The organism is Sphingomonas oligoaromativorans (assembly GCF_011762195.1).
Classification (GTDB): Bacteria; Pseudomonadota; Alphaproteobacteria; order Sphingomonadales; family Sphingomonadaceae; genus Solisphingomonas; species Solisphingomonas oligoaromativorans.
Window position 1 is genome coordinate 25,097 of record NZ_JAASQK010000001.1, and the last position, 24,537, is coordinate 49,633.

The following is a 24,537-nucleotide window of genomic DNA, read 5'->3' on the forward strand; positions in this document are numbered from 1 at the left end:
GGCGGTAATCGCTAGCGTCAGCATCGTCATAGACATCTCCCGATGACCGCATTCGCTCCATGCCGAGGATCATAGATAGCTCTCAATCTCCGATTTTTTCTTTATATTTAAGGAAACTGGCGCTTGAAAATCGCTCATCGTCACCAATTCTCGCTCTCTTAACGTGGAGAGAGAAGATTCAAACGTATTCACACCCTTTGCAAAGTGGTTCTTTAGGGTATCGATAGTTGCGCCCTTCCTGCCCCAGTACTTTTTCCGCACCAGAAGAGCTAGAATTTGACGTGCGCCAACATCTATGTCCATCCGCGTTTTAAATCCAACGATAGATTGATCCAAACTTTCTAGGATTGTATCGAATTTCTCTATTCCAAAGTAATGGCTATGAGTTTGACGGATCGTGGCAATGTCGGATGATCCAATCATAACGACCTCGAAGCCGGCTTCCGAAGAAAATTGGCTTTCATATTGTGTGTATTTTGCTTTTGCGCTTTCGGCTTCCCGTCCAACGACATCCCAAGTAACGAAATCACCGGTGTTCCAATTGAAAACCATAATCCAATTTGTGAGATCGTTATCACCACCTTGCATATTCGCCAGTGTTAGAACTATATCTTCATTGACTGAACTATCGAATATACGATTCTTGTCGGATTCGTATATGATGCGCTGAGCCTGTTCTCTTTTGCGGTCAAGCGCCACTTTGGATTGGACATTCGGATTTCGACTACTTTCGATCTCATAGAAAACATCAGAAAGTTGCCTAAAATAATCAATGACAGCCGGATCTCCTTCCTGTTCTTTGAGGTGTCTGCCGTAGATCACAGATGTGCGCTCGATGGATTCCGCCCAATAATGCTGGATACGGCTACGGATTTGAAGTTCGAGTGAGCGCCCGTCTCGCTCAAGAAGAAGGTGCGCAGATCGATACCCCGTCTGGTCACGCCCCTTCTCGCGATAGTCAGTAACGCGTCTAAGCGAAAAACCACCAATCTTTGTAACATTATCTCTAATAAATGGTATCAATTGGTCAACATTTTCATTATTTTCGACGATAATGCGGCATCCGCCAATGTCTTGAAGTTGAGTTAATCGCACACTTAGACGCCGCAGTTTGCGAACTATCTGTGGTTTGCGCTTTACGCGTTGAGCAATGTAGTAACTGCTTCCGTATCCATGAAGCCAGTTTTGAAGTTCAAGGGTGGTCAACGAGAGCGGTTCGAGATGGGAAATCCGATATTCGTCGAAATCCTCCTCAAGCTCCATCGATTCAATTGTTAACTCGCCAGGATTGGCCAGCGATCGGCCCGCTTTATCAATGCGACTTTTCGAAAGTGCCATCTCGATGTCCAATTTTACCCCGTGGCGCGATTTTAGATATCATAGGAGCCTTTGCAAGCAACGTGGTCGTATAGCCTTTTGATGGCGCGGCTGTTGCTCGCAAAGGCGCGATGAATCTGACTCCGGCCACCATTTTCAAAGCGTTCGATGGACGTCGGCTTACATTTGTTCGCTGCTCCAAAGCGGACGACCGTTTCCCACCAGTTTCCGTCATGCCGGACTTGATCCGGCATCCAGAGCAGCAAGCGCTCCATGATCCGGTTCTGGACCCCCGATCAAGTCCGGGGTGACGATGGAGGCCAGACGGAGGAAGCGAGGGAGGTGCTATTCGCCTGCTTCATCCATCCCCTCAGGCGTCGATCTCTTCCTCGTCGAGCCGGGCCGCGTTCTCCTGGATGAAGGCGAAGCGGTGCGACGCTTCCTTGCCCATCAGCCGGTCGACCAGATCGCGGACCGCCGCGCGCTCCTCATATTCCTGCGGCAGCGTCACGCGGATCATCGTGCGCGTCGCCTTGTCCATCGTCGTTTCGCGCAACTGCGACGGGTTCATCTCGCCCAGACCCTTGAAGCGCGCGACCTCCACCTTCTTGCCCTTGAAGGGGCCGGCCTCGATCCGCGCGCGATCCGCATCGTCCCTGGCGTAGAGCGACTTGGCCCCCGCCGTCAGGCGATACAGCGGCGGCTGGGCGAGATAGAGGTGCCCGCGGCGCACCACATCCGGCATCTCCTGGAAGAAGAAGGTCATCAGGAGCGTGGCGATATGCGCGCCGTCGACGTCGGCGTCCGTCATGATGACGATGCGCTCGTAGCGGAGCGCCGAGGCGTCGCACTTGTCGCGCGTGCCGCAGCCGAGCGCCTGGATGAGATCGGCGATTTCCTGATTGGCGAGGATCTTCGCCATGTTGGCCGAGGCCACGTTCAGGATCTTGCCGCGGATCGGCAGCACGGCCTGCGTCTTGCGATCGCGCGCCTGCTTGGCCGAGCCGCCGGCCGAATCGCCCTCGACGATGAAGAGCTCCGTGCCCTCCGGCGAGTCCGAGGCGCAGTCGGTGAGCTTGCCGGGGAGGCGCAGCTTGCGGCCCGATGTGGCCGTCTTGCGCTTGACGTCGCGCTCCGCCTTGCGGCGCAGGCGCTCGTCCATGCGATCGAGCACATAGCCGAGCAGCGCCTTGCCGCGGTCCATGTTGTGGCTGAGGAAATGGTCGAAATGGTCGCGCACCGCCGCTTCGACCAGACGCGCCGCGTCCGGCGAGGTAAGGCGGTCTTTGGTCTGCGACTGGAACTGCGGATCGCGGATGAAGACCGACAGCATCAGCTCGGAGCCGACCATCACGTCTTCGGGCGCGATATCCTTGGCGCGCTTGTTGCCGACCAGGTCCGCGAAGCCGCGAATGCCCTTCACCAGCGCGGCGCGAAGGCCCTGCTCGTGGGTGCCGCCGTCGGGCGTCGGGATGGTGTTGCAGTAATAGCTGTAGGAGCCGTCCGAATAGAGCGGCCACGCCACCGCCCATTCCGCCGAGCCCTGCCCCTCGGGGAAGTCGTGGCGGCCGGCGAAGAAGTCGGTCGTGGCGCATTCGCGCGCGCCGATCTGTTCCTTCAGATGATCGGAGAGGCCGCCGGGGAACTGGAACATCGCCTCGGCCGGCGTGTCGTCGGTGATGACCGACGGATCGCACTTCCAGCGAATCTCGACGCCGGCGAACAGATAGGCCTTGGAGCGGGCAAGGCGATAGAGCCGCTGCGGCTTGAAGCGAAGCTCGCCGAAAATCTCGTGATCGGGCGTGAAGGCCACCGAGGTGCCGCGCCGGTTGGGCGCCGCGCCGATCTTCTCCAGCGGCGCCAGCGCATGGCCCTGCGAGAAACGCTGCTGGAACAGCTCCTTGTTGCGCGCGACCTCGACCACCGTGTCGGTGGAGAGCGCGTTCACCACCGAGATGCCGACGCCGTGCAGGCCGCCCGAGGTCTGGTACGCCTTGTCCGAGAACTTGCCGCCGGAATGCAGCGTGGTGAGGATCACCTCCAGCGCCGACTTGCCCGGATAGCGGGGATGCTCGTCGATCGGGATGCCGCGGCCATTGTCGGTGATGGTGAGGCGGTTGCCCGCCGAAAGCGTCACCTCGATGCGGCTGGCATGGCCGGCGACGGCCTCGTCCATCGCATTGTCGAGCACCTCGGCGGCGAGGTGGTGCAGCGCGCGCTCGTCGGTGCCGCCGATATACATGCCGGGGCGACGGCGGACGGGCTCGAGCCCTTCCAGCACCTCGATCGCGGAGGCGTCATAGCTTTCGGGCGTCGCGGAGCGGGAGGAAGCGAAGAGATCGTCGGCCATTGTCCGGGGAGCCTAGCGGGTCGCAGCGGCCAACGCAAAGCGATGTTCCGTTTTTGTATCTGAGAATGTGTCGAACCTGGGAGAAACATCGTCGCCCCAGCCTCCACTGGGGCGACGGTGAAAAGAACAGGACGAGGGGGAACGGAAAAGGCCGCCCGCATCGCTGCGGACGGCCTTCCCGGTGATCGTCATGCGATCCGCGACTCAGCGCACGCGCGGGCCGCCATAGGGCAGCGGCGGCGGCGGGCGACGATCGCGGCGCGGCATCTGCGCCTGATAGGCGAGGCCGCAATGCGCCACGCAATAGGGGAAGCCGGGGTTCACCGGATCGCCGCAGAAGTGGAAGTCCGGCTCGCCCGGATGGCCCAGCGGCCACTTGCAGATGCGGTCGTTGAGATCGAGCAGCGAGGTCTTGTCCGCGATCTCGGCGGACGGCTTGGCCGGCACGAGGCGGCGCGGCGGGGCCGGCGGGATCGGCGACTGCTGCTCGCCCGGCTGCTGGCGCTGGAAGCCGCCGGGGCCGATCGAGCGATAGACCGGCTGCGGCGTGCCCGGCGAATCGGTCGCGGCGTCCGCGGCGGTGGCGGGCGGGGCGGCGGGAGCCGGGCGCGGCGCGGGTTCGGCGCGGACGGGCGCCGGCTGCGGGCGCGGTTCGGCGGCCACGGGGCGCGGCTTCACCGGCTCGGGCTTGGGCGCGGGCGGTGGCGCCGCTTCCCTGGGCGCGGCCGGGGCAGCAGGCGCCTCGGCGGCCGGGGCGGCGCTCTCATTGCCCTTCACCGGCGACGGACGGCTCTCCAGCCCCAGCCGATGCGCCTTGCCGATCACCGCGTTGCGGCTGACGCCGCCCAGCTCGTCGGCGATCTGGCTGGCGGTGAGGCCCTGGCCCCACAGGCTCTTGAGCTTGTCGATCCGCTCGTCAGTCCACGCCATGGTTCGTATCTGCTCCGTCGTATCCCTTGCGAGGCTCAACCCGAGGCCTTAATTCGAGCGCCATGCTCGATCAGACATCAGGCGCATCGCCCGCGAATAAAATCTCCCCCCCGGGCGAGCCCGTGATCCGACAGGTCAACTGGGGAGGATTGCGCACCCTCTATGTGAAGGAGGTGCGCCGCTTCTTCAAGGTCCAGCTTCAAACCGTGTGGGCGCCGGCGGTCACGACGCTGCTGTATCTGGTCATCTTCACGGTGGCCTTGGGCGCGCGGGCGGCGGTGCATGTCGGCGGGACGACGGTCGCCTTCGCGGATTTCATCGCGCCGGGCCTGATCGTGATGGGCATGATGACCAATGCGTTCGCCAATTCCAGCTTCTCGCTGCTGGTCGGCAAGATGCAGGGCACGATCGTCGACTATCTGATGCCGCCGCTTTCCACTTCCGAGCTGCTGGCCGGTCTGGTCGGCGCGGCGGTGACGCGGGCCTTCCTCGTCGGGACGGCGCTGTGGGTCGCGATGTCGCTGTGGCCGGGCGTGCATGTCGGCATGGCGAACCCGTTGGCCGTGTTGTGGTTCGGCCTGATGGGCGCGCTGCTGCTGAGCTTCCTCGGCGTGCTGACCTCGATCTGGGCGGACAAGTTCGATCATGCCGCCGCCGTCACCAACTTCGTGGTGCAGCCGCTGGCGCTGCTTTCGGGCACCTTCTACTCGGTCGAGAAGCTGGCGCCGTCCTTCCGCACGGTGAGCCACTTCAACCCGATCTTCTATGTGATCTCGGGCTTCCGCTCGGGCTTCCTCGGCGTGGCCGATTCGCCGGTGGTGTTCGGCGCGGGCCTGCTGCTCGCGATCAACGTCGTGATGGGCGTCGCCTGCTACACGCTGCTGCGCAAGGGCTGGAAGATCAAGAACTGAGCGGCCGGCTCGTCCGCGCGGCGTCAGCGCCGCGTTGACGGGGGGCGCCTTCGGGCGCTAGTGGCTCGCACTCCCGACAGGGCGGCCGGAAGCGGCCGCCTTTTTGCGTTCCCGGAGCTGTTTTTCCGTCATCCGTTTGTCATTGGAAGGAGCCCAGATCATGGCCATCACACCCCTCATGCCGGTTTACCCGCGCTGTGGTGTGCGACCGGTCCGAGGCGAGGGCTGCTACCTGATCGGCGAGGACGGCCAGCGCTATCTCGATTTCGCGTCCGGCATCGCGGTGAACCTGCTCGGCCATGGGCACCCCGTGCTCACCAAGGCCATCCAGGAGCAGGCGGCGACGCTGATGCACGTCTCCAACCTCTACGGCTCGCCGCAGGGCGAGGCCCTCGCGCAGCGCCTCGTCGACTACACGTTCGCCGACACGGTGTTCTTCACCAATTCGGGCGCGGAAGCCGTCGAGTGTGCGATCAAGACCGCGCGCCGTTATCATTTCGTCACCGGCAATCCTGAGCGTCACACGCTGATCTGCTTCAAGAACGCCTTCCACGGGCGCACGCTCGGCACCATCTCGGCGACCGATCAGGAGAAGATGCGCGGCGGGTTCGAGCCGTTGCTGCCGGGCTTCGCCTATGCGCCGTTCGACGATCTCGCGGCGGCGGAAGCGCTGATCGACGGGACGACCGCCGGCTTCCTTGTCGAGCCGGTGCAGGGCGAGGGCGGCCTCCGCCCGGCGTCCCAGGAGTTCCTGAAGGGCCTGCGCGCGCTGGCCGACAAGCATGGCCTGCTGCTGGTGCTGGACGAAGTGCAGTGCGGCTATGCGCGCTCGGGCACCTTCTTCGCGCATGAGCAGTACGGCATCGTGCCGGACGTGATGGCGGTGGCCAAGGGCATCGGCGGCGGCTTCCCGCTCGGCGCCTGCCTCGCCACCGAGAAGGCCGCGCAGGGCATGGTGTTCGGCACCCACGGTTCCACCTATGGCGGCAACCCGCTCGCCATGGCGGCGGGGCAGGCGGTGCTCGATGTGGTGCTGGAGCCGGGCTTCCTCGATCATGTCAACGAGATGAGCGCCCGCCTGCGCGCCGCGCTGGAGCAGATGATCCCCAACCACGATCATCTCTTCGAGAGCGTGCGCGGGCTCGGCCTGATGCTCGGCGTCAGGATGAAGTCGGACAGCCGCCGCTTCGTCGGCCATGCGCGCGACCATCATGGCCTGCTGACCGTCTCGGCCGGCGACAATGTCGTGCGCGTGCTGCCGCCGCTCATCATCGAGCAGGCGCATATCGATGAGTTCGTCACCAAGCTGTCCGAAGCCGCGCGCACCTATGTGCCGCCGGCTGACGATTGAGTTTCGACGGGAACTTTTGGGTTCCGTTCGTCCTGAGCGAAGTCGAAGGACGGGCCTCAGGCGCAGCGCTTGTTGCACGCCCTTCGACAGGCTCAGGACGAACGGATCGTTTGATGCGAGGCTGGAATGCCATGACCATCCGTCATTTCCTCGACCTTTCCGATGCCGGGCCGGCCGCGATCGCGGCGATGCTGAACGATGCGGCGGCCCGCAAGAAGGCGCGCGCGGCGCTCCCCAAGGGCATGGTGGACCCGGACGCACCGCTCGCCGGGCGCACGCTGGCGATGATCTTCGAGAAGAACTCCACCCGCACGCGCGTCTCCTTCGACATGGCGATGCGCCAACTCGGCGGCACGACGATCGTGATGGACGCGGGCTCGATGCAGCTCGGCCGCGGCGAGACGGTGGCGGATACCGCGCGCGTCCTCTCGCGCATGGTGGACGCGATCATGATCCGTACCGACGATCACGCCAAGATCGTCGAGATGGCCCGCCATGCGACCGTGCCCGTCATCAACGGCCTCACCGACGCCAGCCATCCCTGCCAGATCATGGCCGACATGCAGACGGTGATCGAGCGTCGCGGATCGCTCGCCGGCAGCAAGTGGGCGTGGCTGGGCGACGGCAACAACGTCCTCCACTCGATCGTCGAGGCGGGCGCGCTGATGGGCTTCGAGGTCGTCGCGGCGTGCCCCGAGGGCTATGACCCCGACGCGGACGTGATCGGCTCGGCCGTCAATCAGGGCGGCAAGGTCCGCATCGAGCGCGATCCGGTGAAGGCGGTCGAGGGCGCGGACATCGTCGTCACCGATACCTGGATATCGATGGGGCAGAGCCATGCCGAGCAGAAGCTCGCCGCGATGATGCCCTATCAGGTGACGACCGGGCTGATGGCCCGCGCCAAGCCCGGCGCGACCTTCCTCCACTGCCTGCCCGCGCATCGCGGCGAGGAAGTGGTGGACGCGGTGATCGACGGCCCGCAGTCGGCGATCTGGGACGAGGCGGAAAACCGTCTCCACGCGCAGAAATCCGTGCTGCTGTGGAGCTTCGGCCTGCTCTGACCGGGCCGAGGCTGGAAATCGCGGGCGCCCGAACCGATATGCGCTCGCGATTTCCTCCACGCATCGTTCGGGTCGAGCCGGCCGGAGCCTTCGGGCAAGGCCCGGCGCGAACGGGGTCGTGGGGCCTGAGGATAAGAAGAAGATGGATACAGACACCACCTCGCCCGACATTCTGGGCTTCACCATCGCTTCCCGCAATGCGCGCGGCCGCGTGGTGCGGCTGGGGCCGGCGCTGGATTCGATCCTCGCCGCGCACGCCTATCCGCCCGCGCTGGCGAAGCTGCTGGCCGAAGCGCTGGTGCTTGCCGGCCTGCTCGGCTCGACGCTGAAGCATGAGGAGGGCCAACTCACCATCCAGGCGCAGGCCGAGGGTGGCGTCGTCGATCTGCTCGTCGTCGATTATCGTGGCGGCGAGATGCGCGGCTATCTGCGCTTCGACGCCGACCGCATGGCCGAGGCGCCGGCGACCCCCTCGCTGTTCGCGCTGTTCGGCAAGGGCTATCTGGCGATCACCTTCGATCAGGCGGTTTCGGGCGAGCGCTATCAGGGCATCGTGCCGCTCGAAGGCGGATCGCTGGCGCAGGCGGCGGAGCATTATTTCGCCCAGTCCGAGCAGATCCCCAGCCTCGTCCGCGTCGCGGTGAAGGATCTGGGGGATGGCCGCTATGCGGCGGGCGGGCTGCTGGTCCAGCATCTGCCCGAGAGCGAGGAGGGGCGTGAGCGTCTCCACACCCGGCTCGATCATCCCGAGTGGCAGCATGTCGAGGCGCTCGCCCAGACGGTGGGCATGGATGAGCTGGCCGACCCGGCGCTGCCGCTAGACGACCTGCTGTGGCGCCTGTTCCATGAGGAGCAGGAGGTCCGCACCATGCCGCTCGGCCAAATCCGCAAGGGCTGCCGCTGCTCGGCCGAGCATATCCAGTCGGTGATCGCCCGCTTCCCGCCCGAGGAGCGCGCGGCGATGGCGGACGAGAACGGCCTGGTCCATGTCGACTGCGAGTTCTGCGCCAAAAGCTTCCCGGTCGCGCTGCCGGCCTGACGCGGGGAACGGCTCAGGCCGATCCGGCCAATCCTGGCTGGCATTAAGCCGCTATTTATGTGCATGGGGGTATGGACGGATGCCTGTCCCGAGGATGGCGGGACGAGCATGTCTCCCTGAGAGCCCTGAGAAAGGGCAAAACTGGGCCGCTCCCTTCGGGGCGGCCCGCTCTTTGGGCGCTTGCCTGCGGGATCGCCCGGAGGTAGCGCGGGATACGCAATGACCGACATGAACCGAACCGGCCCTCGCAAGGCCGTCGTGCTGCTTTCGGGCGGCCTCGACTCGATGGTGGCCGCGGGTCTGGCCCGCGAGGCCGGCTATTCGCTGCTGGCGCTCACCGTGAACTATAACCAGCGCCATCTGGTCGAGCTGGCCTCCGCGCGCCGCATCGCGGCCGAGCTGGGCGCTGAGCGGCATGTCGTGCTGCCGATTGACCTGCGCGCCTTCGGCGGCTCGTCGCTCACCGCAGATATCGACGTGCCCAAGGAAGGCGTCGGCCTCGGCGAGGAGGAGGCGGGCGTGATCCCGGTCACCTATGTGCCGGCGCGCAACACCATCTTCCTGTCGCTGGCGCTCGGCTGGGCCGAGGCGGACGATGCGCGGGACATGTTCCTCGGCATCAACGCGCTCGATTATTCGGGCTATCCCGATTGCCGGCCGGCCTTCGTCGAGGCGTTCGAGACTCTTGCCGGCGTCGCCACCAAGGCGGGCGTCGAGGGCGACCGCTTCAAGGTCCACGCCCCGCTGCTGCACATGACCAAGGCCGACATCGTGCGCGAGGCGCACCGTCTGGGTCTGGACGCGGGGATGAGCTGGTCCTGCTACGATCCGCAGGAGGGCCAGCATTGCGGGCTGTGCGATAGCTGCCGCCTGCGCCGCAAGGGCTTCGAGGAAGCCGGCCTCCCCGATCCGACGGTTTACGCGAGCGCGGCATGAGCTATGCGGTCAAGGAGATATTCCTCACGCTTCAGGGCGAGGGGCTGAACGCGGGGCGGCGCGCCGTCTTCCTGCGCTTCTCCGGCTGCAACCTGTGGAGCGGCCGCGAGGAGGATCGCGCGACCGCCCAATGCACTTTCTGCGACACCGATTTCGTCGGCATGGATGGCGATCATGGCGGCCGCTACCCGGATGCCTCCGCGCTCGCCGCCAAGGTTTCCGAACTGTGGGGCGCGCAGGGCGAGGGCAGGCCGCTGGTGGTCATCACCGGGGGCGAGCCCATGCTCCAGGTCGACGGGGCGCTGGTCGATGCGCTCCATGCCGCCGGCTTCGAGATTGCGATGGAGACCAACGGCACGCTGGCGGTGACGCCCGGCGTCGACTGGATCACGGTGAGCCCCAAGGCGGGCAACGCGGTGGTGCAGCGCTCGGGCAGCGAGCTGAAGCTGGTCTGGCCGCAGGCGGGCATCGATCCGCAGGCGATGGAGGGATGGGCTTTCGACCATTTCCTCGTCCAGCCGCTCGACAACCCGGCCGCCAACGAGAATCACGCCGCGGCGATCCAGTATGTGATCGATCATCCGCGCTGGCGGCTGTCGGTGCAGACCCACAAGGTGATCGGCATCCGCTGAATGCCCCGACCGGCTCGTTTACACCGAGCCGGCCGGGCGTTCGGTCAGAGGCAGCGCTTCTTGATCTGGCCCTTCCTGTCGAAGCATTCGGGGCCGAAGGCCGGCACATTGGCGCCGACGAACTGGACATAGGGCGGCGAGGCATAGAGCCGGTCCGCCGCGGGCTTCAGGCTGTTGCGCAGCTCCTGAAGGCGGTTGTGGGCGACGACCTGCAAGGAGCCCTTGGGCGTCATCAGCGCGGTGGTGCCGATGCGCGAGGCCGTCTGGCAGAAGCCGATCTGCGCGAACACCGACGAGAAGCTGCTGTAGGTGCGCGTGTTGAAGCTGTCGAAGGCGGCGTTGATCGCGGCCTGGCTGGTGCCCTTCCTGGCGCTGCGCTTGAAATAGCCCTGAAGCAGCTTGTAGTCGGCAGCCAGCTCCTTGCCGTGATGCTTCAGCAGCTCGTTATAGTTGGAGACCGTCATCAGCGACGGCGCGAACTGGCACTGGAGCGCCGCGAAGTTGAGGCCGGCGCGCATCGTCCAGACGATCTCGGCATTGAGTTCGGCCGGCGTGGCGCCCGGCAGCGCGATGATGACGCCCGGTTCGGTGCCCGTCACCGGGGCACCCTGAAAGTTGGGGGATTCCCAGTAGAGCTGCGCGGAAGCCGGAGCCGCGAACGCCGCTGCAACGCCCATCAACGCCACCGCATAGCGGCGCGAACCAACCTTCATGATACACCCTCTCCACAAGCCCCCCGAGGGGCACAGGCCCGGCCGCACCCTGAGGCGGCCGATCTGCATACAGCCTTAACCGATCCGGGCGTGGCATCAAGGGAAGGGGGCATCAAGGAAGGGGCGGCGCGATCCGGCGTGCGGCCGCCAGCGGCCCGGCCATGAAAAAAGGGCCGCCCGGTTTCCCCGGACAGCCCTTTTCCCGGACCCTGTTGGGGCTCTTACATCTGGTTGGCGGGCGCCGCCTCGTTGCTGCCGGCGACGGCGGCCATCGCGCTGTTGTCCATCGCCATGTTGGCGTCGGTCGCGGTGGCGTCGGTGGCGCTCATGTCGTTGGTGGTGCCGGTGGTGCTGTCGACCGTGTTCATGTCGGTCATGTTGGTGTCGGCGGTGTTGGCGGCGTTCTCGCTGTGGCCGCAGGCGGCGACGAACAGCGAGGCGGCGACGATCATCGAACCGGTGGCGAACTTCGAGACGAGATTGCGCATGATAGACTCCCTGGGAAAATGATGCGGGTTCGGTGACTGCTCCGATTGCCCCCGCGATCGGATCGAAACTTCCCGTCCGATGGCCTCAGGCGTCGTTCTTCACGCCGCTCAGCCCGGACAGGAAGGACTCAAAGCCAATTCGCAGCGCATCGTCAAACTGTTTCATGGCGGTAACCTTCCCCAACTGGGCCAGGCTGGTCACCGGGAACTCCGGCAGGCCGCACGGAACGATGCCGCCGAAGTGGCTGAGATCGGGCTCCACGTTCACCGCGAAGCCGTGCAGCGTCACCCAGCGGCGTACCCGCACGCCGATCGCGCCGACCTTCGCCTCCTGCCCCTCATGATCCACCCAGATGCCGACGCGGCCGGGCGCGATGTGCGACGGCGTGTCGAGCCTGGCGAGCGCGCCGATCAGCCAGGCTTCGAGCTGCTGCACGAAATTGCGCACGTCGCGGCCGCGCCTGTCGAGGTCCAGCATCAGATAGCCGACCCGCTGCCCCGGCCCGTGATAGGTATATTTCCCGCCCCGCCCAACGGGATAGACCGGGAAGCGGCCGGGCGCGATGAGATCCGTCTCCATCGCGCTGGTGCCGGCGGTGTAGAGCGGCGGATGCTCCAGCAGCCACACCAGTTCGCGCGCCGTGCCGTCGCGGATCGCGGTCGCCCGCGCCTCCATCTTGGCCAGCGTCTCGGGATAGGGGAGCAGGCCTTCGGAGACCCGCCATTCGATATCGTCGCCCAACATGGCGCGGGAGATGGCGCGGGCGGGCCTCGCGATCAAGTCGCGCGTGCGCCGGGCTGCGGAGAGGCGGCTTTCCAGCACCCCCGAATTGGCTCTAGAGGGGCGGATATGAGGGACAGGACCGATCTGGCGCTGGGCGCCATCTGGGAAGAAACCGTCGCATTCGTGCGCGCAGAGCTTTCGCTGCTGCTGCCGGTGGCGATGCTGGGATTCGGATTGCCGACGGTGGTGATGCTGCTGGCGGTGCCGATGGAGGCCACGCAGGTGGGGATGCTGAAGCCGGGGTTGTGGATGCTCTGGTTCCTGCCGTGCGGCGCGCTGTCGATGCTGGGCTCGCTCGCGGTTTCCGCGCTGGCGCTCCGGCCGGGGGTGAGCGTGCGCGAGAGCCTTGGCGTGGCGGTGTCGCGGATGCTGTCGGCGCTCGGCTTGTTTCTGCTTTATGTCGGGCTCCAGCTCGCCATGGCGGTGCCGCTCGGCCTCATCAGCGTGATCGAGCTGAAGCTCGCCGGGCGGATCGGCCCGGTCTCGATGATCGCCAACCTCGCCTGCATCGCGGTGACGATCTGGCTGTTCGTGCGGCTGATGCCGATCTGGGCGGTGCTCTCCGATCGCGCGCAGCGGCCTTGGGAGGCGGTGCGTGCCGCTTTCCGGCTGACGCGCGGCTGCTATCCCAAGCTGCTGCTGCTGCGCGTGGTGATGGTGTTCGCCTCGCTGCTGCTGATGCTGGTGCTGCTGATCCCGATCGGGGCGATCGCGCAGCTCATCGGCACGCTGGCGGGCGGGGCGTCGGTGTCGATCCTCTTGTCCTTCATCGCCACCGGCCTGATGGTGGCGATGATCGGCGGCATCTGGACGGTATTCGTGGCACGGCTCTACCGCCGGCTGGACGCCTCGGTGAACGGCTCCCCGATCAACGGGATGTGAGGCGCCGCGCTGGCCGGGGCGAGCCCGGCCAGCCGCGGATCGATGAACGTCTCCACCGAGCGGGCGAAGGGCACGAAGCCCTGCGCGCGGTAGAAATTGAGCGCCTTGGGATGATCGAGCGTGCAGGTGTGGACCCACATCCGCTCCACCCCCTTGCGCCAGCCGAGCGCGAGGGTCTGCGCCATCAGCCAGCGGCCTTCGCCTTGCCCGGTCAGCTCGGGGACGAGGCCGAAATAGGCGATCTCGCAATTCCCCGCATTGCGGAAATCCAGCTCCAGCAGGCCCAGCTCGATGCCGCGCAGATCGGTGACGGCATAGACCTCCACCGCCGGATCATGGATGATCGCGGTCAGCGCCGCGTCGCCGATCACCAGCCGCGAGAACCACAGCCACGGCTCGCCCACCCGGCGGAACAGCGCGCGATAGCGATCGGGCGCGGGCTCCCGCCAGCGGTCGAGCCGGAGGTTGGACGGCGGCATCGGCCGCGCCTTCGGCCGCTCCAGCATCTGGAGCGAGGTGACGATCGTGGCGAGTTGCCCCTCGGGGACGGCGGTGAGGCTCATTCCCAAATCGCCCGCGGCGGGAGGCTCATCAGGATCGCGTCGATATTGCCGCCGGTACGCAGGCCGAACAGCGTGCCCCGGTCGTAGACCAGGTTGAACTCGGCATAGCGGCCGCGCCACGCCAGCATCTGCCGCTCCTCCTCGGGCGTGAAGGGCGTGTCGAGCCGGCGGCGGACGATCTTCGGATAGATCGACAGGAACGCCTCGCCCACGTCTCGCGTGAAGGCGAAGGCCGGCTCGAAATGCGCGCCATCGGCGTCGAGATGGTCGTAGAAGATGCCGCCCACGCCGCGCTGCACCTGGCGGTGCGGGATGTGGAAATACTCCTCCGCCCATTTGGCATAGCGCGGATAGTCGCCGACCGGCGCGTGCGCGTCGCAGGCGGCCTTCATCGCGGCGTGGAAGTCCGCGGTGTCCTGCTCATAGGGGATCGGCGGATTGAGGTCCGCCCCGCCGCCGAACCAGCTTTTGGTCGTGCGCAGGAAGCGCGTGTTCATGTGGACGGCGGGCACATGGGGGTTTGCCATATGCGCGACGAGGCTGATCCCGGTCGCGAAGAAGCGCGGATCGTCGTGCGCGCCGTGGATCGACTTGGCGAACTCGGGCGAGAAGCTGCCCGCGACGGTGGAGACGTTGACGCCCACCTTCTCGAACACGCGGCCCTTCATGACGCCCTTCACCCCGCCGCCGCCGGGGCCGGAGACATCCTCGCGCTCCCACGGCGTATAGGCGAAGGCGGCCGACGAGCCGGCCTCGCGCTCGATCGCCTCGAACGCGGCGCAGATGCGGTCGCGCAGGCTCTCGAACCAGGCGCGGGCGCGGGTCTGTTGCTCGTCGAGGGGGATCATAGGGGCCAGCCTCCTGTCTGCCGGAGCGCCTCGCCCGCGGCCATGGCGCAGGCGACGGCGAGATTGAGCGAGCGCGCGTCGGGCGCGATCGGAATGCGGACGCGGCACGACGCCGCCTCATGGACATGCGCCGGCGCGCCCGAACCCTCGGACCCGAACAGGAGCACGTCGTCGCGCTCGAACCGCATGTCGGGCAGGCGGATGTCGCCCGTGGTCGTGAAGAGCACCAGCCGCCCGGCGCGCGCGGCACGGAAGGCGCTCCACTCGGCATGGCGGGCGACGGCGGCGCGTTCCGCATAGTCCATCCCCGCCCGCGCCAGCGCCCGATCCGAAAAGGCGAAGCCGCACGGCTCGATCACGTCGACCGGAAGGCCAAGGCAGGCGGCGAGGCGCAATATGGTGCCGACATTGCCGGCGATCTCGGGCTGGTGAAGCGCGATCCGCATGTATTGCCGCTAGGCTCCCGGCAGTGGTTCCGCAAGCGCTACAAAAACGTGGTTGGCAAAGCCGCGAAACGAACGCTATCAATCCTGTGGACGAGTTTCAGGATACATGGAACCGTTGCGTTTGCTTGGGGGATGTCCGCGGCGTTCTGGGCCATCTCTCCTCCAAGAGGTGACGTTCTAGAATGTTGAGGGGCTGAGTGCATGGCGACGCTTGAGACCACCGACCCTAACCAGCGGCCTCCGCTCATCGGGGGTGAAGAGGAGGGGCAGGGGCCTCGCCGCCGCGACTTCCTGAATATCGCCGCCGTCAGCTTCGCGGGCGTGGGTGCGGCGGCGGTGGTGATCCCGCTGGTCAACCAGATGAACCCGTCGGCCGACGTGCTGGCGCTGGCCTCGATCGAGGTCGATATCTCGAAGATCGAGCTCGGCTCGGGCATCAAGGTGAGCTGGCGCAAGCAGCCGGTCTTCGTGCGCAACCTGACGCCCAAGGAAATCGCCGACGCGGACGCCGTGCCGCTCGCGTCGCTGCGCGATCCCGAGACGCTGGAGCAGCGCACCAAGCCCGGCCACAAGAACTGGCTCATCACGATGGCGGTATGCACCCATCTCGGCTGCGTGCCGCTCGGCATCACGCCGCGCGAGAATCGCGGGCCTTATGGCGGCTATTTCTGCCCGTGCCACGGCTCGCAATACGACACCGCAGCCCGCATCCGGGGCGGCCCCGCGCCGAAGAACCTCGTCGTGCCGGAATATAGCTTCAAGTCGGCCACCACGGTTCAAATCGGCTAACCGCCAGATCGGTTGAGGTAGATCTTATGAGCTTCCCCTGGGCTGAGCATTACGCGCCGAAGAATCCCTTCATGCGCTGGATGGACGAGAAGCTGCCGCTTCCGCGCCTCGTCTACAACGCGGTGGGCGCCGGCTATCCGGTGCCGCGCAATCTCAATTATTTCTGGAATTTCGGCGTTCTAGCCGGTGCCGCGCTGGTGATCCAGATCCTGACCGGCGTCATCCTGGCGATGCATTATGCCGCCAACGGACTGGTGGCGTTCGATTCGGTCGAGCACATCATGCGCGACGTCAATTCGGGCTGGCTGATCCGCTACGCCCATATGAACGGCGCGAGCTTCTTCTTCATCGTCGTCTATCTGCACATCTTCCGCGGCCTTTATTACGGCTCTTACAAGGCCCCGCGCGAGATGGTGTGGCTGCTGGGGGTGGTGATCTTCCTGCTGATGATGGCGACGGCCTTCATGGGCTATGTGCTCCCCTGGGGGCAGATGAGCTATTGGGGCGCGCAGGTCATCACCGGCTTCTTCTCGGCGATCCCGGTGGTGGGCGAGCCGGTCAGGCAATGGCTGCTGGGCGGCTTCGCGCCGGACAACGCCGCGCTCAACCGCTTCTTCTCGCTCCACTATCTGCTGCCGTTCGTGATCGCGGCGGTGATTGTGCTGCACATCTGGTCGCTGCACATTCCGGGCTCGAACAACCCGACGGGCGTGGAGGTGAAGGGGCCGCAGGATACCTTGCCCTTCCACCCCTATTACACCGCCAAGGACGGCTTCGGCCTCGGCGTGTTCCTGATCTGTTATTCGCTGCTGCTGTTCTTCGCACCGAACGCGCTGGGGCACCCGGACAACTATATCGCGGCCAACCCGCTCTCGACGCCCGCGCACATCGTACCGGAATGGTATTTCTGGCCGTTCTACGCGATCCTGCGCGCCTTCACCTTCGACTTCCTGTGGGTACCGGCGAAGCTGTGGGGCGTGGTGGCGATGTTCTCGGCGATCGCGCTGCTCTTCTTCCTGCCGTGGATCGACCGTTCGCCGATCCGCTCGGCGCGCTATCGTCCGATGTACCGGATCGCCTTCTGGGTGCTGGTCGCCGACGTGCTGCTCCTGGGTTTCATCGGCAAGAGCCCGGCGGTGGAGCCCTATGTCCGCATCGGCCAGTTCGCGGCGGCTTATTATTTCGCGCACTTCCTCATCATCATTCCGCTGATCGCCTGGGCAGAGAAGCCTCTGCCGCTGCCCAACTCGATCACCGAATCGGTGCTGGGCGAAGGCTCGGACGACGCCGCGCTTGGCCACCCGGCCGCCTGATCCAAGGGAGACTGAACGCACATGCTTCGCTTCTTCGCTCCCTTCATCGCCCCGGTCGTCGGCGCGCTGTTCGTGCTGGCGCTGGGCTGCGCCTTCTTCTCCCACCGCGATCCGACCGCGCTGCAACCGGCGGACAAATATCATCGCGAGCCCAACGAGGTTCATTACAGCTTCGAGGGGCCGCTCGGCCGCTATGACCGGCAGCAGCTTCAGCGCGGCTTCCAGGTCTACAAGGAGGTCTGCTCGGCCTGCCATTCGATGCGGCTGGTGGCGTTCCGCGATCTGGAGGAGATCGGCTTCACCAAACCCGAGGTGAAGGCGATCGCCAAGAACTGGGCGACCGAGACGCCCTCGATCAACCCGGACACCGGCGAGCCCGCGACGCGCAAGCCGATCCCGTCGGATTTCATCCCCGGCCCCTATGCCAACGAGACGGCGGCGCGGGCGGCCAACAACAACGCGTTGCCGCCGGACATGTCGCTGCTGGCCAAGGCGCGTGAGGGCGGCCCGGCCTATATCGAGTCGCTGGTCACCGGCTATGAGGACGTGCCCGCTTCGCTCAAGAAGGAGTTCCCGGACTTCCAGGTGCCGACGGGCCTGCACTTCAACCCCTATTTCGCGAACCTCAACATCGCGATGCCGCCGCCGCTCACCAGCGACGGGCAGGTGACCTATTCGGACGGCACCGTCGCCACCCGCAAGCAGATGGCGACCGACGTCTCCGCCTTCCTGATGTGGGCGGCCGAGCCCAAGCTGGAGAACCGCCACCGCACCGGCATCGCGGTGGTCCTCTATCTGCTGATCGCGACCGGTCTGGTGTTCGCGGCCTATCGGAATATCTGGGCCGGCAAGAAGCACTGAGCTAAAGCGCTCACGAACCGGACGGGCCGGGGCGCCGCCGGGATGGGCAACCATCCGGCGGCCTCCCGGCCCGCCTCTTTGTGACCTTGTTTTTCGACGGAGCCCCCGGATGACCGCCGCCCATCATGAAGACCTTGCCGCGCTGATCCGCACCATCCCCGATTTCCCGAAGCCCGGCATCCAGTTCCGCGACATCACCACGCTGCTGCTCGATACCAAGGGCTTCGCGGCGTCGGTGTCGCGCCTGTCGGACGCGGCGCCCGAGGGCGTGGACCTGATCGCGGGGATCGAGGCGCGGGGCTTCATCTTCTCCTCGGCGGTCGCGCATCATCTCGGCAAGGGGCTGGTGCTGATCCGCAAGGACGGCAAGCTGCCCGGCGTGACGATCGGCGTCGACTATGCGCTGGAATATGGCACCGACCGCGTGGTGATGCATGAGGATGCGCTGGTGCCGGGGCAGAAGGTGCTGCTGGTGGACGATCTGATCGCGACCGGCGGCACCGCGCTCGCGGCCGTGCGCCTGCTGCGTCAGGCCGGCGCCGAGGTGGTGGGCGCCGCCTTCGTGATCGACCTGCCGGATCTCGGCGGCGCCGACAAGCTGCGTGCCGAGGGCGTGCCGGTCCACACGCTGGTGAGCTTCGAGGGCGACTGATGCAGACGGAACCCCGCGTCGGCTGCGGAGTCGCGATCATCGTCGACGGCCGCATCCTGCTGCTGAAACGCGCTACCGCGCCGGAGAGCGGCTGCTGGGGCCTGCCCGGCGGCAAGGTCGATCTCTATGAGACGGCGACCGTCGCCGCGCGGCGCGAGGTGGAGGAGGAACTGGGGATCGTCGTCGAGACGGGCGAGCTTCTCTGCTTCGTCGATCAGATCGATCGCGCGGGCGGCACGCACTGGGTCGCGGCGGTCTATCTGGCCGGGGCCTATGCGGGCACGCCGCGAATCCTCGAGCCGGAGAAACATGCCGGGCTCGACTGGTTCCCGCTGGACGCGCTGCCGGCGCCGCTCACCGCCTCCACGGTCGCCGCGATGGCGGCGTGGCGGGCGCGGAGCCTGGTGTAGGCGCTCCGCGCCTCCCCGCCAGAAGGCGCCGGAGGAGGATCTGTGCCGGAGCATCGATATACCGGCCGGTGACGGCGGCGAGAAGGATCAGCGCAAGGGCGAGGCCCGCCCACGCATAGGGCGAGGGCATCATGGCCGCCGCGCCCATCACCAGCGGCTGGTGCATGGCGTAGAGCGGATAGGAGAGATTGCCGAGATGCGCGGCCAGTCGCGGCCACCGGCAATGCGGCGTCCGCACCGCGCCGAGAAGCGCCAGCGGGAAGGCGAGGAACAGCATCGCGATCACGCGCACGGGTACGAAGCCGGTGGCCGGGGCGATCAGAAGCGCCAGCCCCACCAAAGGGAACAGGGGAGCCGATCGTCCTGTCGGGATGCGGACGCGGGCGATCAACATGCCTGTCAGATAGCCCCAGCCCGCGCGTGCGAACCCCTCCGCGAAATTTTGGGCTCCCCAGCCGAAACCGGCTTCATGATAGCGATAGATGGCGGCGGCAAAGAGCGCGCCCGCCACCAGGGCGGCGATCGCGATCCGCCGTGTCGTCAGATGCCGCGCCAGCGATGCATGCAGCAGATTGGCCACCAGCTCATAGAAGAGCGACCACAGGACGGGGTTGAGCGGGAACAGCAGATGCCCGCTCCAATCGGGAAGCAGCAGCAGGGAGCGCAGCGCCGCGACGCCGATCGACGCCGGCCCGCCGCGAACGGCGGCGACCGCGGCTCCGATCAGCACGCCGGCCGCCAGCATCGGATAGATGCGTCCGATGCGAAGGCCGACAAAGGCGCGAAAGGGCAGGCCGTCGCGCAGGCGCGGCTCATAGGCCTTCGCGATCACGAAGCCGCTCATCATGAAGAACAGATCGACGGCGAGGAAACCGAAAGGGGCGAGCTGCGGATGCCCGGATGCGATGCCGATGTGATAGAGCATCACCACCATGGCGGCCCCGCCGCGCATCGCATCGAGTGCGGGGAAACGGGCGTGGCGGGCGGCCTGCCCCGGCGCGCAATCGAGGCCGCCGGCCGTGCCCACCCCTTCTGTCACGCCCCCCGCCGCCGGTAGAGCACGATCGGCTCGAACCGCATCACCGGCTCGCCCTTTTGATTGTAGACCGTGTTGCGGCTCCTCACCGATCCCATGTCCGGCCGCGAGCCGGAGGGGCGCGTCTCGATGATCTCCGCCTCCAGCCGCAGCACGTCGCCGGGATGGACGGGCCGCAGCCAGCGCAGATGATCCACCCCGATCGCGCCCAGCGTGCCGCCCTCGCTCTTGTCCCATTCGGCGACCGTCATCGCCATGGTCATCGCGCAGGTATGCCAGCCGCTGGCGGAGAGCCCGCCGAAATAGGTGTCGGCGGCGCCCTCGTCGGAAAGGTGGAAGGGCTGCGGATCCCAGCGCCGGCCGAATTCCAGCACCTCGTCGCGGGTCACTTCATATTGGCCGAAGGAGGCCGTCTGGCCGACCGTGAAGTCCTCGAAATAAGGCATGTCCGTCTCCTCTGTGTCCTGCGTAGCAGATCGCAACGGACGGCCAAGGGCGGAACCGGGGCGCGGGGCGGCCGGTTCTGAACAGGCGGGGCTTCGGGAGAGGCTGATTATGGACGATCATCGCACCACCGATGCCGAAGGCGGCACGCGCACCACGATCATCGAACGGCGGGGCGGCGGGGGCACGATCCTGCTCGCGATCGTGCTGCTGTTCGCGGTGGCGGTCGGCGCCTTCTATCTCTTCACCATGGCGCCACAGCGGAACGCCAGGGACAAGGCGATCACCGGCGCGGCGGACAGCGTGTCGCGCACGGCCGACAAGATCGGCGATGCGGTGGACCAGAACAAATAAGGGGAGGGGCGGCGATCGGTCCCGCCGCCCCGAAGCCGGTCAGACGTTGAAGCGGAACAGCATCACGTCGCCGTCGACGACGACATATTCCTTGCCTTCCGAACGCAGCTTGCCGTTGTCGCGCGCGCCGGCTTCGCCCTTGAAGGCGACATAATCTTCATAGGCGATCGTCTCGGCACGGATGAAGCCGCGCTCGAAATCGGTGTGGATCACGCCGGCGGCCTGCGGGGCCTTGGCGCCCTTGGTGACGGTCCAGGCGCGGGTTTCCTTCGGGCCGACCGTGAAGAAGGTGATGAGATCGAGCAGCGCATAGCCGGCGCGGATCACGCGGGCGAGGCCGGTCTCATGGAGGCCGAGGTCCGAGAGGAACTCGGCGCGGTCCTCGATCGCCATGGTGGCGATCTCGGCTTCGATCGCGGCGGAGACGACGACCGCCTGCGCGCCCTCGGCCTTCGCCTTTTCGAAGACGCGGGCGGAGAGCGCGTTGCCCTCGGCGGCCGACGCCTCCTCCACGTTGCAGACATAGAGCACGGGCTTGCCGGTCAGGAGCTGCGCCTGATCGAAGAGAGCGGCCTCTTCGGGATCGCTCGGGCGGCCGAGGCGGGCGGGCTTGCCGTCGCGCAGCAGATCGAGCACCGGCGCGAGGACGGCGGCGTGCGCCTTGGCGTCCTTGTCGCCCTGCTGGCCCTTCTTCTGGAGATTGGGCACGCGGCGTTCGAGGCTTTCGAGGTCGGCGAGCATCAGCTCGGTCTCGACCGTCTCGGCATCGGCGATGGGATCGACCTTGCCTTCGACATGGGTGACGTCGCCATCCTCGAAGCAGCGCAGGACATGGACGATCGCGTCCACCTCGCGGATGTTGGCGAGGAACTGGTTGCCGAGGCCTTCGCCCTTCGACGCGCCGCGCACGAGGCCTGCGATGTCGACGAAGCCGAGTTGCGTCTCGATGATCTTGGCGGAGCCGGCGATCCCGGCGAGCTTGTCGGCGCGCGGATCGGGCACGGCGACCTGGCCGACATTCGGTTCGATCGTGCAGAAGGGATAGTTGGCGGCCTGCGCGGCGGCCGTTTCGGTCAGCGCGTTGAAGAGGGTCGACTTGCCGACGTTGGGCAGGCCGACGATGCCGCAGCGGAAACCCATGATGTGCGTACCTTGGTCAATGGACGGGGATTGCCCTGCCCGTTAGCGGACAAGGCGCGCCAAAGCCAGTCTCGCGCGGCAACGGCTGGCGTGCCCGCGCGTTGATGCGGCGTCCCTGCGCAGGAGGCGGCCATGAAACATGCATTGGCGCTGCTGGCGGCGGCTGCGTTGCTCGCCGTGGCGGTGGCGACGCCCGCTATTGCCTAAGCGGGCGTCTGTCCAGATTCAGGCCAGGGCCGAGAACAGGCCCTCGAAGATGCGGCGGCCGTCGGTGCCGCCATGGGCGTCGCTCGTCATGCGCTCCGGGTGGGGCATGAGGCCGAGGACGTTGCCGGCGTCGTTGACGATGCCGGCGATGTTGCGCGCGGCGCCGTTGACGTTGCCGGCATAGCGGAAGGCCACGCGGCCTTCGCCTTCGAGGCGGTCCAGCGTCGCCTCGTCGGCGGAGAAATTGCCGTCATGATGCGCGACCGGAATGCGGATCGACTGGCCGTCGGCATATTGGCTGGTGAACATCGTCTGGCTGTTGGCGACCGTCAGGTCCACGTCGCGGCAGACGAAGTTGAGCGTGGCGTTGCGCATCAGCGCGCCGGGCAGCATCCCTGCCTCGGTCAGCACCTGGAAACCGTTGCACACGCCGATCACGGCGACGCCCCTGGCGGCCGCCTCGGCCACGGCGCGCATCACCGGCGAGCGGGCGGCCATCGCGCCGGAGCGCAGATAGTCGCCATAGGAGAAGCCGCCGGGGATGCCGATCACGTCGATGCCGTCGGGCAGCGTGCTCTCGCCATGCCACACCATGGCGGCGTCCTTGCCGGTCACGTCGCGGAAGGCGACGGCAAGGTCACGATCGCAGTTGGAACCGGGGAAGACGATGACGGCGCTCTTCATCGGTCGAACTCCTCAGGCCTGCTCGATGCGGTAATTCTCGATCACCGTGTTGGCGAGCAGCTTGCGGCACATCTCGTCGATCTGCGCTTCGCTGGTGCCGTCGGCGAGGTCCAGCTCGACGATCTTGCCGATGCGGACATCGTTGACGCCGTCGAAGCCGAGGCCGGTCAGCGCATGGTGGACGGCCTTGCCCTGCGGGTCCAGCACGCCGGACTTGAGGGTGACGATGACGCGGGTCTTCATGGCGCAGCTCCGGGGGGCGAGTTTGCGGGCTCTTTGGCGGAAGCGGCGCTTCGGGGCAAGGGGGCGTGGCGTTTCGGCGCGGCGAGGCGCCCTCCGCTCAGCACATTGGCGAGGGCGGGTGAGGTGGCTTCCAGCGCCCGGCCGATCAGGAGGATGGGCAGGAAGACGAGAATCGGCTCGGCGATCAGCAGCGGTGGATAGAGCGGGCTGCCGAGCGGCCCGGTCCAGAGCCCGATCGCCGGCCCGCCGCACCACATCAGCAGCATATGGCCGCAGAAGAGCAGGAAGGCGTAGCGCTCGCCCTTGAGGATGAACGCGCCCGCGCGGGTCGGCGCCAGCGCCATCGAGACGCGGCACAGCGCCAGCGCGGCGGAGACCCGCATGACGAGATCGATGGCGTTGGCGCGCTGGAGATGACCGTGCAGCCACGCGTCGTCCGAACTGGTGAGCCACACCAGCACGGGCACCATCACCAGATAGGGCGCGACGCTGGCGAGGAGCGGCCACCGCGCCACCCGTTCGATCAAATCGTGCCGCCGCGCCAATATCCCGATCAGGAAGAAGCTCAGGATCTGCGGGCGGAGCAGCAGCGGGAAGGCATAAGCGGAGATCGCCCAGCCCAGCGTCGCCAGCAGCAGCGCCACCAGCCAGCGATCATGCAGCCGGGCCAGCAGGGGCGCGATCACCATGCAGACGAACAGGTCGCGCAGGAAGGCGATCTGGACGTTGATGGGGTTGGGCTGGGTGAGGCAGAGCCACCAGTCGAGCGTCTCGCCGAAGCTTCTCGGCACGGGCGCCGCAAGCCCGCCCCAGACGGCGAGCCCGACGACCACGGCCATCGTGATCGCATTCCACAGCAGCATGGGGAGCAGGATCGTCCGCGCCTTGACGGCGATGAAATCCCGATAGCTCCGCCTGGCGGAGGAGGGGCCGACGAGCCAGCCTGAGATGATGCCGAGCAGCGGCACCGCGCTGTAGCCGACCATCTCGATCAGCGCCCAGCGCAGCACCCCCTGCGGGGTCTGGTCGAGGACAGCGAGTTCCTCGGCGGTCCGCCCGGTCCAGGCATGGACATAGATGATGCCCAAAATGCCCAGGACACGGGCGATGCCGATGGCATGGCGGAGCGGGTCCGCCCGGTCTGCCTTCATGC

The 24,537-nt window shown here is 66.4% G+C and carries 29 protein-coding genes; 13 read left to right on the forward strand and 16 right to left on the reverse strand.

The genetic code is table 11. The features are described from left to right. Positions 1-69: 69 nt before the first annotated feature. The 4 genes from FHS98_RS00125 to FHS98_RS00140 all read right to left on the reverse strand — a co-directional run bounded on the left by FHS98_RS00125 (position 70) and on the right by FHS98_RS00140 (position 4,597). Positions 70-1,350 carry a RelA/SpoT domain-containing protein gene (locus FHS98_RS00125; protein WP_208401883.1) on the reverse strand — a complete coding sequence of 427 codons (1,281 nt, stop codon included), beginning with the start codon at positions 1,348-1,350 and terminating at the stop codon, positions 70-72. A 20-nt stretch (positions 1,351-1,370) separates the two neighbouring features. Beyond that, on the reverse strand, positions 1,371-1,592 hold the full coding sequence (locus FHS98_RS00130; protein ID WP_167098042.1) for a hypothetical protein: 222 nt from the start codon (positions 1,590-1,592) through the stop codon (positions 1,371-1,373). Positions 1,593-1,687: 95 nt separating this feature from the next. After that, complete coding sequence (gene parE / locus FHS98_RS00135; RefSeq protein ID WP_167098045.1) at positions 1,688-3,667, reverse strand: DNA topoisomerase IV subunit B; 1,980 nt, start codon at positions 3,665-3,667, stop codon at positions 1,688-1,690. Between the two features lie 204 nt (positions 3,668-3,871). Next, positions 3,872-4,597: a GcrA family cell cycle regulator gene (locus FHS98_RS00140; protein ID WP_167098048.1), complete on the reverse strand. Its 726-nt coding sequence runs from the start codon at positions 4,595-4,597 to the stop codon at positions 3,872-3,874. Positions 4,598-4,659: 62 nt separating this feature from the next. Between FHS98_RS00140 and FHS98_RS00145 the strand changes: the two genes are divergently transcribed. The 6 genes from FHS98_RS00145 (at position 4,660) to queE (ending at position 10,527) form a co-directional block, all read left to right on the forward strand. Further along, positions 4,660-5,508: an ABC transporter permease gene (locus FHS98_RS00145; protein ID WP_167098051.1), complete on the forward strand. Its 849-nt coding sequence runs from the start codon at positions 4,660-4,662 to the stop codon at positions 5,506-5,508. A gap of 160 nt (positions 5,509-5,668) precedes the next feature. Then, positions 5,669-6,859, forward strand: coding sequence for an aspartate aminotransferase family protein (locus FHS98_RS00150; protein ID WP_167098054.1), 1,191 nt, complete (start codon positions 5,669-5,671; stop codon positions 6,857-6,859). A 131-nt stretch (positions 6,860-6,990) separates the two neighbouring features. Further along, entirely contained in the window at positions 6,991-7,920 is a 930-nt protein-coding gene (argF, locus tag FHS98_RS00155; RefSeq protein ID WP_167098057.1) for an ornithine carbamoyltransferase, read from the forward strand. 142 nt (positions 7,921-8,062) lie between these two features. After that, positions 8,063-8,959, forward strand: coding sequence for an Hsp33 family molecular chaperone HslO (locus FHS98_RS00160; RefSeq protein ID WP_167098060.1), 897 nt, complete (start codon positions 8,063-8,065; stop codon positions 8,957-8,959). Positions 8,960-9,178: 219 nt separating this feature from the next. Next, the gene (queC, locus tag FHS98_RS00165) at positions 9,179-9,895 is read left to right on the forward strand and encodes a 7-cyano-7-deazaguanine synthase QueC (protein WP_167098063.1); all 717 of its coding nucleotides are present in this window, start codon (positions 9,179-9,181) and stop codon (positions 9,893-9,895) included. Continuing rightward, a complete protein-coding gene (gene queE, locus FHS98_RS00170) occupies positions 9,892-10,527 on the forward strand; it encodes a 7-carboxy-7-deazaguanine synthase (protein WP_167098066.1) in 636 nt (211 codons plus the stop codon). Before queC ends, queE begins: the two co-directional genes overlap by 4 nt. A gap of 44 nt (positions 10,528-10,571) precedes the next feature. Here queE and FHS98_RS00175 read toward each other — a convergent pair whose 3' ends face one another. The 3 genes from FHS98_RS00175 to lipB all read right to left on the reverse strand — a co-directional run bounded on the left by FHS98_RS00175 (position 10,572) and on the right by lipB (position 12,473). Then, on the reverse strand, positions 10,572-11,240 hold the full coding sequence (locus FHS98_RS00175) for a hypothetical protein (protein WP_167098069.1): 669 nt from the start codon (positions 11,238-11,240) through the stop codon (positions 10,572-10,574). Between the two features lie 221 nt (positions 11,241-11,461). Then, positions 11,462-11,728 carry a hypothetical protein gene (locus FHS98_RS00180; protein WP_167098071.1) on the reverse strand — a complete coding sequence of 89 codons (267 nt, stop codon included), beginning with the start codon at positions 11,726-11,728 and terminating at the stop codon, positions 11,462-11,464. An 85-nt stretch (positions 11,729-11,813) separates the two neighbouring features. Beyond that, a complete protein-coding gene (lipB, locus tag FHS98_RS00185; RefSeq protein ID WP_167098074.1) occupies positions 11,814-12,473 on the reverse strand; it encodes a lipoyl(octanoyl) transferase LipB in 660 nt (219 codons plus the stop codon). Positions 12,474-12,578: 105 nt separating this feature from the next. Between lipB and FHS98_RS00190 the strand changes: the two genes are divergently transcribed. Beyond that, a complete protein-coding gene (locus tag FHS98_RS00190; protein ID WP_167098077.1) occupies positions 12,579-13,394 on the forward strand; it encodes a hypothetical protein in 816 nt (271 codons plus the stop codon). Here the strand turns inward: FHS98_RS00190 and FHS98_RS00195 are convergent. The 3 genes from FHS98_RS00195 to FHS98_RS00205 are packed head-to-tail and all read right to left on the reverse strand — an operon-like array spanning position 13,343 to position 15,251. After that, the gene (locus tag FHS98_RS00195) at positions 13,343-13,957 is read right to left on the reverse strand and encodes a GNAT family N-acetyltransferase (RefSeq protein ID WP_167098080.1); all 615 of its coding nucleotides are present in this window, start codon (positions 13,955-13,957) and stop codon (positions 13,343-13,345) included. The two genes, FHS98_RS00190 and FHS98_RS00195, sit on opposite strands and share 52 nt — an antisense overlap. After that, positions 13,954-14,805 carry an oxygen-dependent coproporphyrinogen oxidase gene (hemF, locus tag FHS98_RS00200; protein ID WP_167098083.1) on the reverse strand — a complete coding sequence of 284 codons (852 nt, stop codon included), beginning with the start codon at positions 14,803-14,805 and terminating at the stop codon, positions 13,954-13,956. The genes FHS98_RS00195 and hemF overlap by 4 nt, the downstream gene beginning before the upstream one ends. Next, positions 14,802-15,251, reverse strand: coding sequence for a tRNA (cytidine(34)-2'-O)-methyltransferase (locus FHS98_RS00205; RefSeq protein ID WP_167098086.1), 450 nt, complete (start codon positions 15,249-15,251; stop codon positions 14,802-14,804). The genes hemF and FHS98_RS00205 overlap by 4 nt, the downstream gene beginning before the upstream one ends. A 201-nt stretch (positions 15,252-15,452) precedes the next feature. Here FHS98_RS00205 and petA point away from each other — a divergent pair, with 201 nt between their 5' ends. The 5 genes from petA (at position 15,453) to FHS98_RS00230 (ending at position 19,276) form a co-directional block, all read left to right on the forward strand. Next, the gene (gene petA / locus FHS98_RS00210; RefSeq protein ID WP_167098089.1) at positions 15,453-16,040 is read left to right on the forward strand and encodes a ubiquinol-cytochrome c reductase iron-sulfur subunit; all 588 of its coding nucleotides are present in this window, start codon (positions 15,453-15,455) and stop codon (positions 16,038-16,040) included. A 26-nt stretch (positions 16,041-16,066) separates the two neighbouring features. Beyond that, the gene (locus FHS98_RS00215) at positions 16,067-17,353 is read left to right on the forward strand and encodes a cytochrome b (protein ID WP_167098092.1); all 1,287 of its coding nucleotides are present in this window, start codon (positions 16,067-16,069) and stop codon (positions 17,351-17,353) included. Between the two features lie 21 nt (positions 17,354-17,374). After that, positions 17,375-18,214, forward strand: coding sequence for a cytochrome c1 (locus FHS98_RS00220; RefSeq protein WP_167098095.1), 840 nt, complete (start codon positions 17,375-17,377; stop codon positions 18,212-18,214). 109 nt (positions 18,215-18,323) lie between these two features. Continuing rightward, positions 18,324-18,866 carry an adenine phosphoribosyltransferase gene (locus FHS98_RS00225; protein ID WP_167098098.1) on the forward strand — a complete coding sequence of 181 codons (543 nt, stop codon included), beginning with the start codon at positions 18,324-18,326 and terminating at the stop codon, positions 18,864-18,866. Continuing rightward, positions 18,866-19,276, forward strand: a complete 411-nt coding sequence (locus FHS98_RS00230) for an NUDIX hydrolase (protein WP_208401884.1) — start codon at positions 18,866-18,868, stop codon at positions 19,274-19,276. The genes FHS98_RS00225 and FHS98_RS00230 overlap by 1 nt, the downstream gene beginning before the upstream one ends. On the opposite strand, the gene FHS98_RS00235 is transcribed toward FHS98_RS00230, so the two are convergent. Then, on the reverse strand, positions 19,221-20,315 hold the full coding sequence (locus FHS98_RS00235; protein ID WP_167098101.1) for an acyltransferase family protein: 1,095 nt from the start codon (positions 20,313-20,315) through the stop codon (positions 19,221-19,223). The two genes, FHS98_RS00230 and FHS98_RS00235, sit on opposite strands and share 56 nt — an antisense overlap. Then, positions 20,312-20,758 (reverse strand): MaoC family dehydratase, encoded by a 447-nt coding sequence (locus tag FHS98_RS00240; RefSeq protein WP_167098104.1) that lies wholly within the window; start codon positions 20,756-20,758, stop codon positions 20,312-20,314. Before FHS98_RS00240 ends, FHS98_RS00235 begins: the two co-directional genes overlap by 4 nt. Before the next feature lie 109 nt (positions 20,759-20,867). Here FHS98_RS00240 and FHS98_RS00245 point away from each other — a divergent pair, with 109 nt between their 5' ends. Next, entirely contained in the window at positions 20,868-21,110 is a 243-nt protein-coding gene (locus FHS98_RS00245; protein WP_167098106.1) for a hypothetical protein, read from the forward strand. A 39-nt stretch (positions 21,111-21,149) separates the two neighbouring features. Here FHS98_RS00245 and ychF read toward each other — a convergent pair whose 3' ends face one another. The 4 genes from ychF to FHS98_RS00265 form a co-directional block, all read right to left on the reverse strand. Next, on the reverse strand, positions 21,150-22,250 hold the full coding sequence (gene ychF / locus FHS98_RS00250) for a redox-regulated ATPase YchF (protein WP_167098108.1): 1,101 nt from the start codon (positions 22,248-22,250) through the stop codon (positions 21,150-21,152). A gap of 225 nt (positions 22,251-22,475) precedes the next feature. Beyond that, positions 22,476-23,141, reverse strand: coding sequence for a phosphoribosylformylglycinamidine synthase subunit PurQ (gene purQ / locus FHS98_RS00255; RefSeq protein WP_167098111.1), 666 nt, complete (start codon positions 23,139-23,141; stop codon positions 22,476-22,478). Between the two features lie 12 nt (positions 23,142-23,153). Next, the gene (purS, locus tag FHS98_RS00260; RefSeq protein ID WP_167098113.1) at positions 23,154-23,384 is read right to left on the reverse strand and encodes a phosphoribosylformylglycinamidine synthase subunit PurS; all 231 of its coding nucleotides are present in this window, start codon (positions 23,382-23,384) and stop codon (positions 23,154-23,156) included. Beyond that, positions 23,381-24,535 (reverse strand): acyltransferase family protein, encoded by a 1,155-nt coding sequence (locus FHS98_RS00265; RefSeq protein WP_167098116.1) that lies wholly within the window; start codon positions 24,533-24,535, stop codon positions 23,381-23,383. Before FHS98_RS00265 ends, purS begins: the two co-directional genes overlap by 4 nt. Between the last annotated feature and the right edge of the window lie 2 nt (positions 24,536-24,537).

Coding starts and splice junctions, on each gene's coding strand:
- FHS98_RS00130 (WP_167098042.1), bottom strand. CDS start 1,592: ATGGAGCGCTTGCTGCTCTGGATGCCGGATCAAGTCCGGCATGACGGA.
- parE (WP_167098045.1), bottom strand. CDS start 3,667: ATGGCCGACGATCTCTTCGCTTCCTCCCGCTCCGCGACGCCCGAAAGC.
- FHS98_RS00140 (WP_167098048.1), bottom strand. CDS start 4,597: ATGGCGTGGACTGACGAGCGGATCGACAAGCTCAAGAGCCTGTGGGGC.
- FHS98_RS00145 (WP_167098051.1), top strand. CDS start 4,660: ATGCTCGATCAGACATCAGGCGCATCGCCCGCGAATAAAATCTCCCCC.
- FHS98_RS00150 (WP_167098054.1), top strand. CDS start 5,669: ATGGCCATCACACCCCTCATGCCGGTTTACCCGCGCTGTGGTGTGCGA.
- argF (WP_167098057.1), top strand. CDS start 6,991: ATGACCATCCGTCATTTCCTCGACCTTTCCGATGCCGGGCCGGCCGCG.
- FHS98_RS00160 (WP_167098060.1), top strand. CDS start 8,063: ATGGATACAGACACCACCTCGCCCGACATTCTGGGCTTCACCATCGCT.
- queC (WP_167098063.1), top strand. CDS start 9,179: ATGACCGACATGAACCGAACCGGCCCTCGCAAGGCCGTCGTGCTGCTT.
- queE (WP_167098066.1), top strand. CDS start 9,892: ATGAGCTATGCGGTCAAGGAGATATTCCTCACGCTTCAGGGCGAGGGG.
- FHS98_RS00175 (WP_167098069.1), bottom strand. CDS start 11,240: ATGAAGGTTGGTTCGCGCCGCTATGCGGTGGCGTTGATGGGCGTTGCA.
- FHS98_RS00180 (WP_167098071.1), bottom strand. CDS start 11,728: ATGCGCAATCTCGTCTCGAAGTTCGCCACCGGTTCGATGATCGTCGCC.
- lipB (WP_167098074.1), bottom strand. CDS start 12,473: ATGTTGGGCGACGATATCGAATGGCGGGTCTCCGAAGGCCTGCTCCCC.
- FHS98_RS00190 (WP_167098077.1), top strand. CDS start 12,579: ATGAGGGACAGGACCGATCTGGCGCTGGGCGCCATCTGGGAAGAAACC.
- FHS98_RS00195 (WP_167098080.1), bottom strand. CDS start 13,957: ATGAGCCTCACCGCCGTCCCCGAGGGGCAACTCGCCACGATCGTCACC.
- hemF (WP_167098083.1), bottom strand. CDS start 14,805: ATGATCCCCCTCGACGAGCAACAGACCCGCGCCCGCGCCTGGTTCGAG.
- FHS98_RS00205 (WP_167098086.1), bottom strand. CDS start 15,251: ATGCGGATCGCGCTTCACCAGCCCGAGATCGCCGGCAATGTCGGCACC.
- petA (WP_167098089.1), top strand. CDS start 15,453: ATGGCGACGCTTGAGACCACCGACCCTAACCAGCGGCCTCCGCTCATC.
- FHS98_RS00215 (WP_167098092.1), top strand. CDS start 16,067: ATGAGCTTCCCCTGGGCTGAGCATTACGCGCCGAAGAATCCCTTCATG.
- FHS98_RS00220 (WP_167098095.1), top strand. CDS start 17,375: ATGCTTCGCTTCTTCGCTCCCTTCATCGCCCCGGTCGTCGGCGCGCTG.
- FHS98_RS00225 (WP_167098098.1), top strand. CDS start 18,324: ATGACCGCCGCCCATCATGAAGACCTTGCCGCGCTGATCCGCACCATC.
- FHS98_RS00230 (WP_208401884.1), top strand. CDS start 18,866: ATGCAGACGGAACCCCGCGTCGGCTGCGGAGTCGCGATCATCGTCGAC.
- FHS98_RS00240 (WP_167098104.1), bottom strand. CDS start 20,758: ATGCCTTATTTCGAGGACTTCACGGTCGGCCAGACGGCCTCCTTCGGC.
- FHS98_RS00245 (WP_167098106.1), top strand. CDS start 20,868: ATGGACGATCATCGCACCACCGATGCCGAAGGCGGCACGCGCACCACG.
- ychF (WP_167098108.1), bottom strand. CDS start 22,250: ATGGGTTTCCGCTGCGGCATCGTCGGCCTGCCCAACGTCGGCAAGTCG.
- purQ (WP_167098111.1), bottom strand. CDS start 23,141: ATGAAGAGCGCCGTCATCGTCTTCCCCGGTTCCAACTGCGATCGTGAC.
- purS (WP_167098113.1), bottom strand. CDS start 23,384: ATGAAGACCCGCGTCATCGTCACCCTCAAGTCCGGCGTGCTGGACCCG.
- FHS98_RS00265 (WP_167098116.1), bottom strand. CDS start 24,535: ATGAAGGCAGACCGGGCGGACCCGCTCCGCCATGCCATCGGCATCGCC.